The sequence below is a fragment of the Pseudomonas sp. TH21 genome (assembly GCF_016651025.1).
GTDB lineage: Bacteria > Pseudomonadota > Gammaproteobacteria > Pseudomonadales > Pseudomonadaceae > Aquipseudomonas > Aquipseudomonas aylmerensis.
In genome coordinates this window covers 3,022,856-3,040,378 of the sequence record NZ_JAEKEQ010000001.1, presented here as the reverse complement: position 1 = coordinate 3,040,378, position 17,523 = coordinate 3,022,856, and the positions used below count along the sequence as shown (strand labels likewise).

Genomic DNA, 17,523 nt, shown 5'->3' with positions numbered 1-17,523 from the left:
GCGAAGACCGCGCCATGGCCAAGCCCTCCGATCTGCGTAATACCCTATCCCTGGACGGCCTGAATTTCTTTCTGGCAGATGTGCGCGACGGCCTCGGTCCGTACCTGGCGATTTATCTGCTGGCGGTACACAAGTGGGACCCGGCCAGCATCGGCGTGGTCATGACGCTGGCGGGGATTGCCGCGCTGATCACTCAAGGTCCGGCGGGCGCACTGATTGATCGCACGCGCAGTAAGCGTGCGGTCATTGCAGTGGCGGCGATTTTGGTGACGGTCAGTTGCCTGCTGCTGCCATTTGTCAGTTCTTTCAGCCTGGTGGCCGTTACCCAGGCGGCCAGCGCCATTGCTGCCTCGGTCTTCGCCCCCGCCATCTCTGCCATCTCTCTGGGAATCACCGGGCCGCGCGCCTTTACTCGCCGCACCGGGCGCAACGAGACCTTCAATCATGCCGGCAATGCCGTGGCCGCGTTACTGGCCGGGGGCCTGGCGTATCTGTTTGGTCCGGTGGTGGTGTTTTACCTGATGGGGTTTATGGCGGCAGCCAGTATCGTTGCGGTCAGTTGCGTCTCGGCGAAGGCGATCGACCATGAGGTCGCCCGTGGTTTCGACCCGGCCCACTCCAATGACCACGAACAGCCGTCCGGCATTAGCGTGTTGTTGGCCAACCGCCCCCTGCTGGTGTTTGCCATTTGCTGTGCGCTGTTTCACCTGGCGAATGCCGCCATGCTGCCGTTGGTCAGCCAGAAGCTGGCGCAAATCAACCTGCAGATGGCCACGCCACTGACGTCGGCCTGCATCGTCGCGGCGCAATTGGTGATGGTGCCGATGGCCTGGCTGGTGGGCCTCAAGGCCGATGTGTGGGGACGCAAGCCGCTGCTGCTCGCCGGTTTCCTGATTCTGCCCTTGCGCGCAATGCTCTATACGCTGTCCAACGACCCCTATTGGCTGGTGGCAGTGCAAATGCTCGATGGCATCGGCGCGGGGGTCTTCGGCGCGCTGTTCCCGGTGATCGTCAAGGACCTGACCCAGGGTACCGGACGCTTCAACGTCAGCCTGGGCGCGCTGTCGACTGTTTTTGGCCTGGGCGCGGCATTGAGCAGCAGCCTGGCCGGCCTGGTAGTCCAACAGGCTGGCTACAACGCGGCGTTCCTGACCCTCGCGGGCGTGGCTGCGGTGGCCTTGGCGCTGGTCTGGCTGGCGATGCCGGAGACCTTGGTGAAAGCATCTTTCGCCTGCCATACAACTGTCGCCTGACATATGCGACAATGCGCGCCAAATTCCAACACACATCCCCCATTTTTTGCTCAGCGACCGGGTTTCGCGCCTTGATGTCGCTGTTGATGCATGCCTGAAGGCTCCTGCCGCCACGCTCGCAACCCATTGATAGGTAAAGTAATTGATCTCCACAGCTAACATCACCATGCAGTTCGGCGCCAAGCCGCTCTTCGAGAACGTTTCGGTCAAGTTCGGCGCCGGCAACCGGTATGGTCTGATCGGTGCCAACGGTTGCGGCAAGTCGACCTTCATGAAAATCCTCGGTGGCGACCTCGATCCGTCGGGCGGCCAGGTCATGCTGGAGCCGAATGTTCGCCTGGGTAAACTGCGCCAGGACCAGTTCGCCTACGAAGAATTCACCGTACTCGACACCGTGATCATGGGCCACGAGGAACTGTGGAAGGTCAAGGCCGAGCGCGACCGCATCTACTCGCTGCCGGAAATGAGCGAAGAAGACGGCATGGCCGTCGCCGAGCTGGAAACCGAGTTCGCCGAGATGGACGGCTACACCGCCGAATCCCGCGCCGGCGAACTGCTGCTGGGCCTGGGCATTCCCCTGGAACAGCATTTCGGACCGATGAGCGAAGTGTCGCCCGGCTGGAAACTGCGCGTGCTGCTGGCCCAGGCGCTGTTTTCCGATCCTGAAGTGCTGTTGCTCGACGAACCGACCAACCACCTGGACATCAACACCATCCGCTGGCTGGAAAACATCCTGACCCAGCGCTCCAGCCTGATGATCATCATTTCTCACGACCGTCACTTCCTGAACAGCGTGTGCACCCACATGGCTGACCTGGACTACGGCGAGTTGCGCCTGTTCCCGGGCAACTACGACGAGTACATGACCGTGGCGACCCAGTCCCGCGAGCAGCTGCTGTCGGACAACGCCAAGAAGAAAGCGCAGATCTCCGAACTGCAATCGTTCGTCAGCCGCTTCTCGGCCAACGCCTCGAAAGCCAAGCAGGCCACCTCGCGTGCCAAGGCGATCGACAAGATCCAGCTGGCCGAGGTCAAGCCTTCGAGCCGCGTGAGCCCGTTCATCCGTTTCGAGCAGAACAAAAAACTGCACCGCCAGGCGGTCATCGTCGAGCGCATGGCCAAGGGTTTCGACGGCAAGCCGCTGTTCAAGGACTTCAGCTTCCAGGTTGAAGCCGGCGAGCGCGTGGCGATCATCGGCCCGAACGGTATCGGCAAAACCACCCTGCTGCGCACCCTGGTCAACGAACTGACCCCGGATGCCGGTAGCATCAAGTGGACCGACGCCGCGGAACTGGGCTACTACGCCCAGGACCACGCGCATGACTTCGAAGACGACGTCACCCTGTTCGACTGGATGGGCCAGTGGACGCAAGGCGAGCAGATGATCCGTGGCACCTTGGGTCGCATGCTGTTCTCCAACGACGAGATCCAGAAGTCGGTCAAGGTGATTTCCGGTGGTGAGCAAGGCCGCATGCTGTTCGGCAAGCTGATCCTGCAAAAGCCGAACGTGCTGATCATGGACGAACCGACCAACCACTTGGACATGGAATCCATCGAAGCGCTGAACCTGGCGCTGGAGAACTACCCGGGCACGCTGATCTTCGTCAGCCACGACCGCGAGTTCGTATCGTCCCTGGCCACCCGCATCATCGAGTTGAGCGCCACCGGCGTGATCGACTTCAGCGGCACCTACGACGACTACCTGCGCAGCCAAGGCGTGGTGTTCTAAATCGCGTCGTTGTGGTGAGCAGGCTTGCTGTGACTTGCAAGCCTGCTGTGACTGACAGGCCTATTGTCGCTGACAGACTTATTGTGGTGAGCAGGCTTGCCCTGCGTTGGGCTGCGAAGCAGCCCCTAAATTCAAACACCGCGCTCTGTCTGGCAGAACGCGGTGTTTTTTATAGGGGCTGCTTCGCAGCCCAACGCAGGGCAAGCCTGCTCGCCACAATAAGCTTGCTGACCTCAAATAAGTTTGCTCACCTCAAATAAGCCTGCCACCTCAAATAAGCTTGCTCACCACAAATAGGCCTGCACACTACAAATAAGCTGACTCACCAAAATCTAAGCCCCACTCCTCTTCAAACAAAGTAGTTAGCCTGCTTCCTTTTCCCCCTGCCCCTTGCCATCATGCCCTCACCGCCCGCCCGCGAATGAGTGATCATGTCTGACGCCGCCCCCAGTTCCCTGTCGATCACCCTGCAGATCGTCTCGATTGTCTTCTACACCTTCATCGCGTTCATCTGCATCGGCCTGCCGATCGCGGTCATTCCTGGCTATGTGCACGAGCAACTGGGGTTCAGCGCAGTAGTGGCCGGCGTGACCATTGGCTCGCAGTACCTGGCCACCCTGCTCAGCCGCCCCATGGCCGGGCGCATGTCCGACAACGTCGGCACCAAGCGCGCGATCGTACTGGGCCTGGCGGGCATTCTGCTCAGTGGTGTGCTGACGTTTTTCGCCACGCTGGCAGAAAGCCTGCCCAACTTGAGCCTGGCCATCCTGATTGCTGCCCGGCTGCTGCTGGGTGTGGCCCAGGGCCTGATCGGCGTGGGCACCATCAGTTGGTGCATGGGCGCGGTGGGCGCCGAACACACCGCGCGTTCGATTTCCTGGAATGGTATTGCGTCCTACGGCGCCATCGCCATCGGCGCACCGCTGGGGGTGGTGATGGTCGCCGACTATGGCTACAGCAGCCTGGGCATCGCCCTGACGGTACTCGCGGCGTTGGGCCTGGTGCTGATCCGCAACAAGCCTTCGGTGCCGGTGGTGCGTGGCGAGCGCCTGCCGTTCTGGGCCGTGTTCGGGCGCATCGCGCCGTTTGGTGCGAGCCTGTGCCTGGCGTCGATCGGCTACGGCACGCTGACCACGTTTATTACCCTGTATTACCTCAACCGCGGTTGGGCCGGCGCGGCGTACTGCCTCACGGTCTTTGGCGTGTGCTTTATCCTGTCGCGGCTGGTGTTTATCTCGGCGATCAGCCGCTTCGGCGGCTTTCGCGCGGCCATTGCCTGCATGACCATCGAGACCGTGGGCCTCACGCTGCTGTGGCTTGCACCCTCCACTGGCGTGGCCTTGATCGGTGCCGGGCTGACCGGTTTCGGCTTGTCGCTGGTGTACCCGGCGCTCGGCGTGGAAGCCATCAAGCAAGTGCCCAACAGCAGCCGGGGCGCGGGTTTGAGTGCCTATGCGGTGTTTTTCGACCTGGCCCTGGCGATTGCCGGGCCACTGATGGGCGCCGTGGCGCTGAACCTCGGCTACGGCTGGATTTTCTTCTGCGCAGCGCTGCTGTCGGTCACCGCCCTGGGCTTGACGGTGTCGCTCAAGCGTCGCGCTTACTGATCGGCAGTCTGCAACCCGGCGCGAGTGGATTGGCCGAGGGTGTGGCCGAAAAAGCGCCCGGCCTCGGAGATCAGGTCACGGTGGATGCCTTCGCGGTCGACGCCATCGGCATCGGTGCAGATCGCCGGCATCGCCGCCAATTGATCGCTGTCGCACGGCGCCATGAACACAAAATGCCCGGCCCCTGCCAGCAGCTTGAAGTCCGGCGGCTCCGGCAACTTGCGCGCCAGGGCCGCGGCGTTCTTGTCCACGGCTACCAGCTTGTCGCCGTCGCCGCTGTAGAGCAACACCGGCACATGCACATCAGCCAATGTCTGACGGCCGAACATCAAGCTCAGCGGCGCCATCAGCATCAAGGCATGGATACGCGGGTCGGATTGCGGTTGCAGGTCGTCACGGTCAACCACCAGCTCACCTTTGGTGGTGCAGGCGTCGCGGTCTTCCGGGCGCTCCTGGCAATAGCGGCGCAGGCGGTCGAAATCCGGCTTGGCCCCCGCCAGGATCAACGCGGTTTCACCCCCGGCCGAATAGCCGATGACCCCGACCTGATTGACGTTGACGAACGGCGACAGCATCGGGTCGCCCAGGGTGGCGGTGATGGCTTCGGAAATCTGGATCGGCCGGCCATACAGGTTGCTCACGGTGCCAAGGCGGCTGTGGTCCTTGTAGTTGTCACCCGGGTGCAGCACCGCCACCACTACAAAGCCTTTACGCGCCAGCGAGGTGGCCAGGTCATGCAGGGCCAGTGGCGTACCGGTGTTGCCATGGGACAGCATCAGCATCGGGAAACGCCCGATGGCGATCTTCGCATCTTCAGTGGCCGCGACATGGTAGGCGCCCAACTGCGTGGTGTGCTCAAGCCCGGTGGAGGGGTAGAAGGCGACGGCTTTCATCGGCTGCAGGTCGAGCGGGTCGAGAAACGTCATGCGGTGGAAGCCCACACTCCAGTGCGGGTGCGGCGCAGGCGCGGCGTGCACTGAAATCAGGCCGCCCAGCAGGAAAAGAACCATAACAGCACAAAGACGCATCATGAGGATGTCCACCTTTGCTGCATTAAAACCGGCATGTCTGATTGAAAAGTCCATGGTTCAAGGTACTCGCACCGGGTGGTAAACCCATGTGTGCATAACCTGGGCCAAAGTAAAGACAGCGGGCAAACGAAAAAACTCCGTACTCCGGTCGTTTTCAGGCGGCCAGAATACAGAGTTTAGGCGCCCCGCTTCAGATTGAAACGGGGCAGAGACGAAATTTACACAAGCCTTACGCGGCGGCGAACAACTGTTGGTTGATCTGTGCGTTGGCGTCGCTCAAGGACTTGCTGCGCACTTCGTCACCGTAGGCCAGGCCTTCGGCGCGCACGATTTCGATGTCAGTGATGCCGAGGAAGCCAAACAGCAATTTCAGGTAGCCTTCATGGGCGGCGCCCGACGCCTGGCCAGCATGCAGGCCGCCAGCGGTGGACACGATGATGACTTTCTTGTTGCCGCACAGGCCTTCCGGGCCGGCTTCGGTGTAGCGGAAGGTCTGGCCGGCGACCGCGATACGGTCGATCCAGGCTTTCAACTGGGTTGGAATGGTGAAGTTGTACATCGGCGCACCGATCACCACGGCGTCGGCGGCGAGGAACTCGGCCAGCGACGAGGCGCTCAGTTCGGCCTCGTGCTTTTGCGCGGCGTCGCGCAATTCGGCGGCGGTGCCCAGGGCGCCCAGGGTCGCGCCGGAGAAGTGGTTGATGCCTTCGCTGGCCAGGTCGCGGTAGGTCACTTCCACACCGGGCTCGGCCGCTTGCCAGGCCTTGACCACACCAGCGCTGAGCTGACGGGAAGCCGAGTTGTCGCCGAGGATGCTGGAATCGATATGCAACAGTTTCATGCGGGATCTCCAAGTGAGGATCGCGACAGGGCGATCAAGTGAGGTTGATCCTACAGGTGAAGCCAATGATCGATTAGAGGGTTGAAATGCGACTGTTCGTCTCGTCAGCGGGACAGTGCACTGTCTCAAGCCCGCTTCACACTCAATGGGACGACACGTAAATCGACCCCGACGCAGGCGCGGGGAGCGCATAGGTCCGCTTCATCCACTGGATCTCCTCCTGCGGCGTGCGGCCGAAGAAGCGCTTGAACTCGCGACTGAACTGCGAGGCGCTTTCATAGCCGACCTGGGTGCTGGCCGTGGCCGCGGTGATATCGCTGCGCAGCATCAGCAGGCGCGCCTGGTGCAAGCGCGTGGACTTGAGGTACTGCATCGGCGAAGTGTCGGTGACGGTGCGAAAATGCGCGTGAAAACTCGGCACGCTCATCATCGCTTCCCTGGCCAGCGCCTCCACGTCCAGGTGCTGGTGATAACACCCATGGATCTTGCGAATCGCCCGCGCGACCTTGCCGAACTGCCCCTGGCGATTCAGCGCGGCGCGCATCGAACCGCCCTGCTCCCCCGTGAGGATCCGGTAATAGATCTCGCGCACCAGCGCGGGCCCAAGGATATGCGCCTCCATCGGCACACTCATGGCCTCGAGAAAGCGCAGCAGAGACGCGCTGAGCGGCTCATCCATCGGCGAGGAGTACATGCCCCTGGGCTCGGCTTCGCCCTGCGCCGGGAAGTCATCCAGCGCCAGCATCAACTCCGCCGCCAGGGTGAAATCCAGGCGCAGGTATACCGCGAGCATTGGCGCTTGCTCAGTGGCCTCGGTTTCCATGGTGAACGGCACCGGCACTGACACCACCAGGTAGTGCTGGGCGTCGTACACGTAGATGTCCTCGCCGAGGTAACCGCGCTTGCGCCCTTGGCACACGATCACGATGCCCGGATCGTAGAGCACCGGCACGCGGTGCAACGGGCGGTTGGAACGCAGGAAGCGCACGTCATCGAGTGCGGTCAGGTTATAGCCTTCGACAGGCGCCAGGCGGCCCATCAACTCGATGATTCTTTCGGTGCGGCCCATGCTGGCTGGCTCCAGAGCAAAAACACACGGTATCGCGCCAGACCGGCTGACGCTACGCCCTGATAGGAATAGGCAATCAGTACAGTGGATCCGTGCAAAAAAACCAGCGTTCAACTGCTGCTGGCTTTTTTCGGGGTGGATTTGCCTCGCGCAGACGCGGATGATTCGTCCCATCGACAGGACAACAGGCCGACCATGCAAGACCTCAACGACCTCTACTATTTCGCCAAAGTCGTCGAAGCCGGTGGCTTTGCGGCCGCCGGGCGGCTGTTGGGGATTCCCAAGTCGCGCCTGTCCCGGCGCATTGCCGAGCTGGAAGAGCGCCTCGGCGCGCGCCTGCTGCAGCGCACCACCCGCCAATTGACCCTGACCGCCGTCGGCGAGCGCTACCTGCGCCATTGCCAGGCCATGCTGCTGGAAGCGGAAATGGCCGATGAAGCCGTCGCCAGCATGTCCAGCGAACCGCGCGGGCGCTTGCGGGTGAGTTGCCCGGTGGGCATGGCCCAGCACATTCTGCCGGAACTGGTGGCCGGGTTTCTGGCCGCCCACCCGCTGGTCCAGCTGGAAATGACCCTGGTCAACCGCCGCGTCGACCTGGTCGCCGAAGGCATCGACGTGGCCCTGCGCGTGCGCGAACTCGGTGACGAGGACCCGCTGCTGGTGACCAAGCGCCTGCGCCAGGCCCAGACCGTGCTGGTCGCCAGCCCCGCCCTGATGCTCGGGCGCCAGGTCAGTACCCTCGACGACCTCAAGCAGTTGCCGATACTCGGCGCGCTGGAGGCGGATCGCCTGGTACACCAGCGCATCCTCGACCCCCAGGGCAACCCGCACGAGCTGGCGATGGAAGCCCGGCTGGGCATCGACGACTTCATTGTGCGCAAAGCCAGCGCGATCATGGGCCTGGGCTTTACCGTGCTGCCGATGATGTACTGCGAAGAAGAACTGGCCAGCGGCCGCCTGGTGCAACTGCTGCCGCAATGGTCCCTGCCGGGTGGCTGGCTGCAAGCCGTGTACCCGCATCGACGCGGCGTGCTGCCGGCCATTCGCGCCTGGATCGATTACCTCGAGGAAGGGTTCAAAGGCTGTGGAGATCGCCTGCTATGAAGATGACCGAAGCCCACGTCGCAGACTTCTGCCTGAGCCTGCCCGGCGCGCGGGAAGACTACAAATGGGGTGGCGTGCGGGTGTTCTCGATTGCCGGCAACAAGATGTTTGCCCTGCAGAACCTGCGCGGTGACTCGTTGGCGTTCAAGGTCGACAAGGAGCTGTTCCTTGGCCATGTCGACCGCCCGGGCATTCACCCGGCGCCGTATTTGGCGCGGGCGCAGTGGATCATCATGAACACGCCCTACCCACTGGGCGCCGAGGAACTGCGCGGTTTGTTGCAGCGTTCCCACCAGTTGGTGGTGAGCAAGCTGCCCAAGCGCACGCAGATCGGTTTGTTGCTAGAGGACTGAAACCAGCGTGCCGCCGAGGAACAACTGGTCGAGCCAGAACACCTGGTGCAGCAACACGATCACCCAGAACAGCACCTGGTACGACACCTTGCGGGTCTTGTGGCGAAACACCTGCTGCGCGATCAGCGCCCCCGGCCAGCCGCCCGCCAGTTCCACCGCGTGCAGGATGTTTTCCGGGGTGCGCCAGCCGTCGGTACGCGCCTTGCGCTTGTCGCTCCAGTAGAGGAAAAACGCGACCACGCTGACCACGCCATACGCCACCAGCGGGATCAGCGTTTCACCGCGCAGCCACACCAGTACCGAGCCCAACCCGGGCGCCGCGCACAGCAGCACGAAGATCAGCGCCTTCAGGCGCGGGTGCTGGATCATCATGCCTTGGCGGCCGCCCAGTCGATCCAGCCGAACTGCCAGGTCGCCAGGATCAGCAGGCCGAACGCAATGCGGTACCAGGCAAACGCCGCATAACTGTGGCTGGCGATGAACTTGAGCAGGCCCTTGACCGCGATCATCGCGAAGATGAACGAGGTGACAAAGCCGATGGCAAACACCGGCAGGTCAGCCGGCTGGAACAGGTCGCGGTACTTATAGCCCGAATACACCGCCGCACCGACCATGGTCGGCATCGCCAGGAAGAACGAGAACTCGGTGGCGGTCTTGCGCGACAGGCCGAACAGCAACCCACCGATGATGGTCGAGCCCGAGCGCGAGGTGCCCGGAATCATCGCCAGGCACTGCGCAAACCCAACCTTCAGCGCGTCTTTCCAGGTGATCTCGTCCACGCTTTCGGCGTGCACTTCATGCTGGCGCCGTTCGGCCCACAACATGATGACGCCGCCCACCACCAGGGCCGTGGCCACGGTGATCGGGTTGAACAGGTAGTGGTGGATCAAGTCGGCAAAGATCACCCCGAGCACCACCGCCGGCAGAAACGCGATCAACAGGTTGATCGTGAAGCGCTGGGCGTTGCGCTGGGTCGGCAGGCCGGTGACCACGTCGAGGATCTTGCGGCGAAATTCCCAGACCACCGCGAGGATCGCGCCGAGCTGGATGATGATGTTGAACGCCATGGCGCGTTCGCCGCCGAAGTCGAGCAGGTCGGCGACGATAATCTGGTGGCCGGTGCTGGAGATCGGCAAGAACTCCGTCAGCCCCTCCACCACGCCGAGAATCAATGCCTGTGCGGCGGTCCACAAATCCATACTTCCCCCAAAGGTCATGCTCAATCGCATGCCTGGTTTATCTTTTAATGTTCACTGACGGGCACACCCAAGGCCCGGCGTTGATTCTCAACGCCGGCCTGCAAAAATTCCGTGAAAAATCAGGCAGTACTCAGGTTTTGCGATTGCAGGCCGAAAGCCTATCAGACAAGGCGTAAAAGTCGATGCAGCACCCACAATTATAAAAAGCACGGAGTGACAGGACGATGAACAGTTTGCGCAATATGTCGATCAGTCGGCGCCTCTGGCTGATCCTGATAGTCGCCGTGCTGATGCTGTTTGCCCTGGGTTTATTGATGCTCAGGCAGATTCATGACGACCTGTACCAGGCCAAGCGCCAGCAGACCCAGCACGTGGTCCAGACCGCCAGCGGCATCCTGACGTTTTATCACAGCCTCGAAACCACTGGCGTGATGACCCGTGACGCTGCGCAGAAGCAGGCCTTGAGCGCGGTGCGCGGCTTGCGCTACGACCATGACGACTACTTCTGGATTAACGACCTCACCCCCGTGATGATCATGCACCCGGCCAACCCCAAGCTGGACGGCCAGAACCTCTCGGCCATCCGTGACCCCGATGGGTTCGGGGTGTTCAACGAATTCGTGATCCTGGCCAAGGCCAAGGGCGCCGGCATCGTCAACTACCGCTGGCCGAAACCCGGCGCCGAAGCGCCGGTGGCGAAAACCTCGTATATCCAGCTGTTCGAGCCATGGGGCTGGATCATCGGCTCCGGCGTATACGTGGATGATGTGCAGGCCGAGTTCAGCGGCCAGGTGTGGAAAGCCTCGGTGATCGGCCTGGGCATCGCGCTGGTCATGGCCCTGCTGGTCACGCTGATCGCCCGCAGCATCGTGCAGCCGTTGCAGGCAGCGGTGAACGCCATGGGCAACATCGCCAGCGGCGAAAGCGACCTCACGCGCAGCCTCGACACCCACGGCGACGACGAAGTCACCCAACTGTCCCGGCACTTCAACAGCTTCACCGCCAAGCTGCGCCAGGTGGTCAGCCAGTTGCAGGTGTGCGCCAATGCGCTCGGCGAGTCGTCCAGGGAGCTGGGCACCAACGCCACCCAGGCCCATGCTCGCAGCCAGCAGCAGTCCCAGCAGATGGAACTGGTGGCCACCGCGATCAATGAAGTCACCTATGGCGTGCAGGACGTGGCCAAGAACGCCGAACACGCCGCCAGCGAAATGCGCGACGCCCAGGTCCAGGCCCAGCAAGGCCAGGTCAATATCGACGGCAGCCTGCAGCAGATCGACCACCTCTCCGGCACCATCCGCCAGGCCGTCGAAGTGATCCGCACCCTGTCCAGCGAAAGCACGCAGATTGGCGGCGTGCTGGAGGTGATCCGCTCGATCGCCGACCAGACCAACCTGCTCGCGCTGAACGCCGCGATTGAAGCGGCGCGCGCCGGTGAACAAGGCCGTGGCTTTGCGGTGGTAGCCGACGAAGTGCGCCTGCTGGCCCAGCGCACACAGAAGTCGACTGCCGAGATCCAACTGATGATCGAGCGTTTGCAGGGGCATTCGGAAGCGGCGGTCAAGGTCATCAGCGACAGCCACAGCGCATCGCAGCTGACCATCGAACAGGCCGGCCAGGCGGGGGCCAGCCTCAATGCCATCGGCCAGGCGCTGCGCAACCTCAACGGCCTGAATGCCTCGATTGCCAGCGCCACCCTGCAACAGGCGCACGTAGTCGAAGACATCAACCAGAACGTAACCCAGGCGGCTGGCTTGTCCCACAGCACGGCGCTGGCGGCGGAACAGTCGAGCGCCGCCAGTGTGCAGTTGCGCGGCTTGAGCGAACAACTCGACGGCCTGCTGCGCCAATTCAAAGTCTGACTGTAAGTGCCGGCTGGCCGGCGATGAGGCCCTTGGGATCCATGCGAGACTCAAGGGCGCCATCGCCGGCAAGCCAGCTCCTACAATGGTTGATCTTTGGTTACAATCCCCGCCCTCTGCCATTCGCCCAAGGAACCACCATGTCCGCGCTTGAACTGTTCGCCGCTGCCCTGGGGGTGATTGCCGTGTGGCTGACGGTCAAGCAGAACCCTTGGTGCTGGCCGATCGGGCTGATCATGGTGTTGCTCTACACCTGGGTATTCTTCGACGTGAAGCTGTATTCCGACATGCTCCTGCAAGTCGTCTACGCGGCCCTGCAAGTCTACGGCTGGTGGCAGTGGACCCGCGCCGGCGAGGTCAAGCAGGGGCGCCAGGTCACCAGCCTGGGCGTGCCGGCGATCATCGCCAGCCTCGCAGTGGGCGCGGTCGGCAGCCTGTTGCTCGGCGCCGCCATGGCCCACTGGACCGACGCCGCCCAACCCTGGCTGGACGCCGCCCTCACCGGTTTCAGCCTGGTGGCGCAAATGTGGATGGCGCAAAAACGCGTGCAGTGCTGGCCGCTGTGGATTGCCGTGGATGTGATCTTCGTCGGGCTGTTTCTCTACAAAGGCTTGTACCTCACCGCCGCGCTGTATGCGCTGTTCACCGTGATCGCCGTGCAGGGTTGGCGTGAATGGCGCGCCGATCCGGCGTTACACGCATGAAAGTGGTCGTACTCGCCGGCCCCGAGTCCAGCGGCAAAAGCTGGCTGGCGGCGGAGTTGCAGGCGCACTTCGGCGGGCTGATGGTCGGTGAATACGTGCGCTATTTCATCGACCATCACCAACGTGACACCACCCTCGCGGACATCCCCGCCATCGCCCGTGGCCAGCTGGCCTGGGAAGATGCCTCCCGCGCCCAGCAGCCGCGCCTGCTGATTCTCGACACGCACCTGCTGACCAACAAACTCTGGAGCCAGACGCTGTTCGGTGACTACCCGGCATGGCTCGACGATGAGTTGCTGGCGCGGCATTACGACCTGCACCTGCTGCTGTCTCCCGACGACGTCGAGTGGACGGCGGACGGGCAACGCTGCCAACCGCAACTGGCCGACCGACAGGCGTTTTTCCAGGCCAGCCTCGACTGGATCGAGCAGCACCAGCAGCCCGCCCTGGTGATCGGCGGCAATTGGCAGGAACGCCGCGCCAAAGCCGTCGCCGCCGTGGGGCTAGTGTTGGAATAACGACCGACCATCGGGTCAACGCAGTCCATCGTCCTGCTCGCCAGTCAATCCTCTAAAGGAGATTGGCCCATGAACATGCGCATCGTTGCCCGCCTGATCAACCTGCCCGAAAACCGTGGTGTTCGTGTCGAAACCGCTGCCCACCCCGTGCTGCTGGTGCGCGTCGGTGACCAGGTGCGGGCGTTCGAGGCGGACTGCCCGCACGCTGGCGCGCCGCTCGAACAAGGCGTGATTTGCAACGGGCATATCGTGTGCCCGTGGCACAAGGCGGCCTTTGCCGTGGACAGTGGCGCGGTGCGGGAACCCCCGGCACTGGTCGGGCTCAAGCAATACCCGGTGCAAGTGCATGATGGCGTGGTCAGCGTCGGCGATACCGCTCTGTGCGCCGAGCCCACGCCACTGCCCCACGATTCACGCTGCTTTGCGGTGATCGGTGCCGGCGCGGCAGGTGCAGCGGCCGTGGCCAGCCTGCAACGCGACGGGTTTGCCGGGCGCCTGCTGTGGATCGACCGCGAACCGAACCCTGCCTACGATCGCACCGCCCTGAGCAAGTTCGTGATTGCCGGCCAGATGGCTGCCGATGACACGCCTGCCCTGCTGGACGAGGCCGTGGTGATTCACGGCGAGGTGCAGCGCCTCGACGCCGCGGCCAAACGCATCGAACTGGTCGACGGCCGCCACTTCGACTACGACGCCGCGCTCGTGGCCACCGGCGGCGACGCCCAGCGCCTGGACATCCCCGGCGCCGTGCTGAATAACGTGTTCGTGCTGCGCAGCCGCGACGATGCTGCACGGATCAGCGCGGCGGCGGCCTCGGCGACGTGTGCAGTGATCATCGGTGACAGTTTTATCGGCCTGGAGGCAGCGTCGGCCCTGCGTCAGCGTGGTCTAGTGGTGCAGGTGGTCAGCCGCCACGCCATCCCGCTGGCCGCGCAATTGGGGCCGCGCATTGGCGCCGCCATCCGCCAGTTGCATGAAGACCACGGGGTAATCTTCCACAGCAATACCGAGCCCGAACGCCTGGACGGGCATGGCGCCGTCAGTACGGTGCTGTTGAAAAATGGCAACCGCCTGGCCGCCGACCTGGTGCTCATCGGCGTCGGCGTACAACCGGCCACCGCCTTTATCGACGGGGTGCAAAAAGCCGAGGACCACTCACTGCAGGTCGATGCGCACTTGCAGGCTGCCCCGGGCCTGTGGGCCGCCGGCGACAACGTGACCTTTACCTGGCAACAGCATCCCACGCGCATCGAGCACTGGCGCGTGGCCCAGCAACTGGGGGTGCTGGCGGCGCGCAACATGCTCGGTGAAGCCCAAACGTATGCCGACGTGCCGTTCTTCTGGACCTACCACTTCGACAAGACCTTCGAGCTGCTCGGCCACCCGCGACACTGGAACCGCCTGCACCTGGAAGGCGACCTGCAACACCATGACTTCATCGCCCTGCTCTGCCATGACGACCAGGTTGAAGCGGTGATCGCCTGCGAACACCAGCAGGCCATGGCCGACCTCTCACAGCGCATGCAGCAGCCCCTGGGCAAAGCCGAAGCCTTGGACATCATCCGCCGCCGTTAACGCTTTTTGCGCGTGCCCAGTTGAATCCACGTCGGCGCATGGTCGCTGGCGTGCGGCTCGTTGCGCACCCAGGCATCCACGCCGGCATCCTTGAGGTACGGCGTGAGCGCGGGGTTGAGCAGCAGGTGGTCGATGCGCAGGCCGGCGTTTTTCTGCCAGTGCTGGCGAAAGTAATCCCAGAAGGTATACACCCGTGCCTCGGGATACAGATGGCGCACGGAATCAGTCCAGCCCTGCTCCAGCAGGCGCTGGTACGCGGCGCGGCTTTCCGGTTGCAGCAAGGCATCCTTGAGCCAGGAGCGCGGGTTGTAGATGTCCAGGTCGGTGGGCACCACGTTGAAATCGCCAGCCAGCAGCACCGGATGCTCACTGGCCTGCAACGCTTGGGCATAGGCAATCAGCCGTTCGAACCAGGCCAGCTTGTACTCGAATTTCGGCCCAGGCTGCGGGTTGCCATTGGGCAGGTACAGGCAGCCGACCAGCACACCGTGCACGGCGGCTTCGAGATAACGGCTTTGCGTGTCGTGCTCGTCACCGGGCAATCCGCGCCGGCTCTCCAGCGGCTGGGCATCGCGCGCCAGTATCGCCACGCCATTCCACGACGCCTGGCCCAGGCAGATCGCCCCGTAGCCGGCGGCTTCGAAGTCGGCATAAGGGAACAGGCTGTCGGGCGCCTTGAGTTCCTGCAGGCAGACGATGTCGGGCTGATCGCGCGCCAGCCATTGCAGCAGGTTGGGCAGGCGGGCACGAATACCGTTGATATTGAACGTGGCGATTTTCAGGGCTTTCATCGCAGCGGATCCTTGCAGGGCTCTTGGGGTAGAGCCTGCAAGGCGTGCAGATGTTCAATCCAGGTCGGTCCAGCGCGTGATACCGACAGCCAGGGGCAGCCTTGCGCTGTCCCTGGCTCACCGGCATCAGCACCTCAGGCCTCAGTAGCCCAGGGACAGACCGGTATTGCGACGCGGGTCGTTGGCACCGTAGAAGCGGTTGTTACCCACCGGCTTGCCGTCCAGGGATGGCGCGCCGACCAGGATAGCGGCCAGGTGGTTGGCATCCTGCGGACCGGCAAACTTGTGGCCCCAGCTTTCCAGGATCTTCTGGGTGTCCGGGCTGACCGCGAAGGTCTCGAGGTTGGTGGTGTCCGGCATCCACTGCTGGTGGAAACGCGGCGCGTCCACGGCTTCCTGAATGTTCATCTTGTAGTCGATGACATTGAGGATGGTCAGCAACGTCGCGGTGATGATGCGGCTGCCGCCTGGCGTGCCCACCACCATCACGGCCTTGCCATCCTTGGTCACGATGGTCGGGCTCATCGACGACAGCGGCGCCTTGCCCGGCGCGATGGCGTTGGCTTCACCCTGGACCAGGCCGTACATGTTCGGCACGCCGACCTTGACGGTGAAGTCGTCCATTTCATCGTTGAGGATCACCCCGGTCTTGCTCGCCATCACGCCCGCACCGAACCAGTCGTTGAGGGTGTAGGTCACCGACACCGCGTTGCCCCACTTGTCGACGATCGAATAGTGAGTGGTGTTGTTGCCTTCATGCGGCGACACGCCCGGCTTGATTGCCTGGGAGTCCCCGGCCTTCTGCGGTTCGATGGCGGCGCGCAGCTTGGCGGCGTAGTCCTTGTCCAGCAGATGGGCGATCGGATTCTTCACGAAATCCGGGTCACCGAGGTAGCTGTTGCGGTCCACGTAGGCGTGGCGCATCGCTTCGATCTGGTAGTGCAGGCCCTGGGCCGAGTGATAGCCGAGGTCAGCCATCGGGTAGCCTTCGAGGATGTTCATGATCTGGCAGATCACCACGCCACCGGAGCTCGGAGGCGGTGCCGAGACCACGTGGTAGCCACGGTAGTCGCACTCGATGGGCGCCAGTTCACGGGTCTTGTACTTGTCGAGGTCGGCCTGGGTGATGATGCCCTTGCCGGCCTGGCTGGAATCTACCAGCGCCTTGGCGACCCAGCCTTTATAGAAGCCGTCGCTGCCCTTGGCGGAAATTTCCTTGAGGGTCTTGGCCAGGTCTTTCTGCACCAGTTTCTGGCCGACCTGCATCGGCTGGCCGTTGTGCAGGAAGATCCCGCGCATGTCCTGGTCTTTTTCGAACTCGCCGGTGGCGGTGTGCAGCAGGTCGATATCACCCTGCTCCAGCTCGAAACCGTTTTCCGCCAGCTTGATCGCCGGGGCAATCACCTGGGCGCGCTTGAGGGTGCCGTATTTGCTCAGGGCCAGTTCCATGCCAGACACGGTGCCGGGCACGCCGACGGCCAGGTGGCCTTTGGCACTGAGGCCTTCGACGACATTGCCGGCCTTGTCCAGGTACATGTCGGCGGTGGCCGCCAACGGGGCTTTTTCGCGGAAGTCGAGGAAGGTCTTGCGTCCGTCGGCCAGCTGCACGGTCATGAAACCGCCGCCACCGAGGTTGCCGGCCGCCGGGTACACCACGGCCAGCGCATAGCCGACTGCCACGGCCGCATCGACCGCGTTGCCGCCGGCCTTGAGTACATCCACACCGACATGAGTGGCCAAATGCTGGGCCGTCACCACCATGCCGTTTTCACCGGCCACCGGGGCCTGGGACGCGGCGTGAACGCCACTGACCGTCAACACCAGTGCAGTGGCAATCAAGGTACGGCTGAAGGGTTGGTATTTCATCCATGGCTACTCTAGTTATTGAGA

16 protein-coding genes are annotated in these 17,523 nt (G+C 63.1%); 9 read left to right on the top strand and 7 right to left on the bottom strand.

Going from position 1 to position 17,523, the window contains the following annotated elements; all coding sequences use genetic code 11:
* The first annotated feature begins 14 nt into the window (after positions 1-14).
* From JFU04_RS13320 to JFU04_RS13310, 3 genes are all read left to right on the top strand, one after another.
* Complete coding sequence (locus tag JFU04_RS13320; protein ID WP_201144288.1) at positions 15-1,253, top strand: MFS transporter; 1,239 nt, start codon at positions 15-17, stop codon at positions 1,251-1,253.
* Positions 1,254-1,395: 142 nt separating this feature from the next.
* Entirely contained in the window at positions 1,396-2,982 is a 1,587-nt protein-coding gene (locus JFU04_RS13315; RefSeq protein WP_010210624.1) for an ABC-F family ATPase, read from the top strand.
* A 431-nt stretch (positions 2,983-3,413) separates the two neighbouring features.
* Positions 3,414-4,589: an MFS transporter gene (locus tag JFU04_RS13310; protein WP_120448501.1), complete on the top strand. Its 1,176-nt coding sequence runs from the start codon at positions 3,414-3,416 to the stop codon at positions 4,587-4,589.
* Here JFU04_RS13310 and JFU04_RS13305 read toward each other — a convergent pair.
* From JFU04_RS13305 to JFU04_RS13295, 3 genes are all read right to left on the bottom strand, one after another.
* Positions 4,583-5,620 (bottom strand): alpha/beta hydrolase family protein, encoded by a 1,038-nt coding sequence (locus JFU04_RS13305; protein WP_065904995.1) that lies wholly within the window; start codon positions 5,618-5,620, stop codon positions 4,583-4,585. The two genes, JFU04_RS13310 and JFU04_RS13305, sit on opposite strands and share 7 nt — an antisense overlap.
* Positions 5,621-5,849: 229 nt before the next feature.
* On the bottom strand, positions 5,850-6,461 hold the full coding sequence (locus tag JFU04_RS13300; RefSeq protein ID WP_201144286.1) for an FMN-dependent NADH-azoreductase: 612 nt from the start codon (positions 6,459-6,461) through the stop codon (positions 5,850-5,852).
* Between the two features lie 142 nt (positions 6,462-6,603).
* Entirely contained in the window at positions 6,604-7,530 is a 927-nt protein-coding gene (locus JFU04_RS13295) for an AraC family transcriptional regulator (protein ID WP_201144284.1), read from the bottom strand.
* A gap of 195 nt (positions 7,531-7,725) precedes the next feature.
* Here JFU04_RS13295 and JFU04_RS13290 point away from each other — a divergent pair, with 195 nt between their 5' ends.
* Positions 7,726-8,634, top strand: coding sequence for a LysR substrate-binding domain-containing protein (locus tag JFU04_RS13290; protein WP_106804018.1), 909 nt, complete (start codon positions 7,726-7,728; stop codon positions 8,632-8,634).
* Positions 8,631-8,987: an MmcQ/YjbR family DNA-binding protein gene (locus tag JFU04_RS13285; protein ID WP_065904991.1), complete on the top strand. Its 357-nt coding sequence runs from the start codon at positions 8,631-8,633 to the stop codon at positions 8,985-8,987. Before JFU04_RS13290 ends, JFU04_RS13285 begins: the two co-directional genes overlap by 4 nt.
* Here the strand turns inward: JFU04_RS13285 and JFU04_RS13280 are convergent.
* Both JFU04_RS13280 and JFU04_RS13275 read right to left on the bottom strand, forming a co-directional pair.
* Positions 8,976-9,359 (bottom strand): DUF1294 domain-containing protein, encoded by a 384-nt coding sequence (locus JFU04_RS13280; protein WP_201144282.1) that lies wholly within the window; start codon positions 9,357-9,359, stop codon positions 8,976-8,978. The genes JFU04_RS13285 and JFU04_RS13280 overlap by 12 nt on opposite strands.
* On the bottom strand, positions 9,356-10,186 hold the full coding sequence (locus tag JFU04_RS13275) for an undecaprenyl-diphosphate phosphatase (RefSeq protein ID WP_120448498.1): 831 nt from the start codon (positions 10,184-10,186) through the stop codon (positions 9,356-9,358). The genes JFU04_RS13280 and JFU04_RS13275 overlap by 4 nt, the downstream gene beginning before the upstream one ends.
* A 224-nt stretch (positions 10,187-10,410) precedes the next feature.
* On the opposite strand from JFU04_RS13275, the gene JFU04_RS13270 reads away from it, so the two are divergent.
* The 4 genes from JFU04_RS13270 to JFU04_RS13255 all read left to right on the top strand — a co-directional run bounded on the left by JFU04_RS13270 (position 10,411) and on the right by JFU04_RS13255 (position 14,842).
* The gene (locus JFU04_RS13270; protein ID WP_201144280.1) at positions 10,411-12,045 is read left to right on the top strand and encodes a methyl-accepting chemotaxis protein; all 1,635 of its coding nucleotides are present in this window, start codon (positions 10,411-10,413) and stop codon (positions 12,043-12,045) included.
* Positions 12,046-12,185: 140 nt separating this feature from the next.
* The gene (gene pnuC / locus JFU04_RS13265; protein ID WP_065904985.1) at positions 12,186-12,749 is read left to right on the top strand and encodes a nicotinamide riboside transporter PnuC; all 564 of its coding nucleotides are present in this window, start codon (positions 12,186-12,188) and stop codon (positions 12,747-12,749) included.
* The gene (locus JFU04_RS13260; protein WP_201144278.1) at positions 12,746-13,267 is read left to right on the top strand and encodes an AAA family ATPase; all 522 of its coding nucleotides are present in this window, start codon (positions 12,746-12,748) and stop codon (positions 13,265-13,267) included. The genes pnuC and JFU04_RS13260 overlap by 4 nt, the downstream gene beginning before the upstream one ends.
* 69 nt (positions 13,268-13,336) lie before the next feature.
* Positions 13,337-14,842, top strand: a complete 1,506-nt coding sequence (locus tag JFU04_RS13255) for an FAD-dependent oxidoreductase (protein WP_201144276.1) — start codon at positions 13,337-13,339, stop codon at positions 14,840-14,842.
* On the opposite strand, the gene JFU04_RS13250 is transcribed toward JFU04_RS13255, so the two are convergent.
* Both JFU04_RS13250 and ggt read right to left on the bottom strand, forming a co-directional pair.
* On the bottom strand, positions 14,839-15,633 hold the full coding sequence (locus JFU04_RS13250) for an exodeoxyribonuclease III (protein WP_065904976.1): 795 nt from the start codon (positions 15,631-15,633) through the stop codon (positions 14,839-14,841). The genes JFU04_RS13255 and JFU04_RS13250 overlap by 4 nt on opposite strands.
* 141 nt (positions 15,634-15,774) lie before the next feature.
* Positions 15,775-17,499, bottom strand: coding sequence for a gamma-glutamyltransferase (gene ggt, locus JFU04_RS13245; protein WP_065904974.1), 1,725 nt, complete (start codon positions 17,497-17,499; stop codon positions 15,775-15,777).
* Positions 17,500-17,523: the final 24 nt, after the last annotated feature.

What these genes read in the sequence shown, in the direction of transcription:
- ggt (WP_065904974.1), bottom strand. Translation starts at nt 17,499, where the DNA reads ATGAAATACCAACCCTTCAGCCGTACCTTGATTGCCACTGCACTGGTG.
- JFU04_RS13260 (WP_201144278.1), top strand. Translation starts at nt 12,746, where the DNA reads ATGAAAGTGGTCGTACTCGCCGGCCCCGAGTCCAGCGGCAAAAGCTGG.
- JFU04_RS13320 (WP_201144288.1), top strand. Translation starts at nt 15, where the DNA reads ATGGCCAAGCCCTCCGATCTGCGTAATACCCTATCCCTGGACGGCCTG.
- JFU04_RS13250 (WP_065904976.1), bottom strand. Translation starts at nt 15,633, where the DNA reads ATGAAAGCCCTGAAAATCGCCACGTTCAATATCAACGGTATTCGTGCC.
- JFU04_RS13280 (WP_201144282.1), bottom strand. Translation starts at nt 9,359, where the DNA reads ATGATGATCCAGCACCCGCGCCTGAAGGCGCTGATCTTCGTGCTGCTG.
- JFU04_RS13255 (WP_201144276.1), top strand. Translation starts at nt 13,337, where the DNA reads ATGAACATGCGCATCGTTGCCCGCCTGATCAACCTGCCCGAAAACCGT.
- JFU04_RS13290 (WP_106804018.1), top strand. Translation starts at nt 7,726, where the DNA reads ATGCAAGACCTCAACGACCTCTACTATTTCGCCAAAGTCGTCGAAGCC.
- pnuC (WP_065904985.1), top strand. Translation starts at nt 12,186, where the DNA reads ATGTCCGCGCTTGAACTGTTCGCCGCTGCCCTGGGGGTGATTGCCGTG.
- JFU04_RS13305 (WP_065904995.1), bottom strand. Translation starts at nt 5,620, where the DNA reads ATGATGCGTCTTTGTGCTGTTATGGTTCTTTTCCTGCTGGGCGGCCTG.
- JFU04_RS13295 (WP_201144284.1), bottom strand. Translation starts at nt 7,530, where the DNA reads ATGGGCCGCACCGAAAGAATCATCGAGTTGATGGGCCGCCTGGCGCCT.
- JFU04_RS13285 (WP_065904991.1), top strand. Translation starts at nt 8,631, where the DNA reads ATGAAGATGACCGAAGCCCACGTCGCAGACTTCTGCCTGAGCCTGCCC.
- JFU04_RS13310 (WP_120448501.1), top strand. Translation starts at nt 3,414, where the DNA reads ATGTCTGACGCCGCCCCCAGTTCCCTGTCGATCACCCTGCAGATCGTC.
- JFU04_RS13300 (WP_201144286.1), bottom strand. Translation starts at nt 6,461, where the DNA reads ATGAAACTGTTGCATATCGATTCCAGCATCCTCGGCGACAACTCGGCT.
- JFU04_RS13270 (WP_201144280.1), top strand. Translation starts at nt 10,411, where the DNA reads ATGAACAGTTTGCGCAATATGTCGATCAGTCGGCGCCTCTGGCTGATC.
- JFU04_RS13275 (WP_120448498.1), bottom strand. Translation starts at nt 10,186, where the DNA reads ATGGATTTGTGGACCGCCGCACAGGCATTGATTCTCGGCGTGGTGGAG.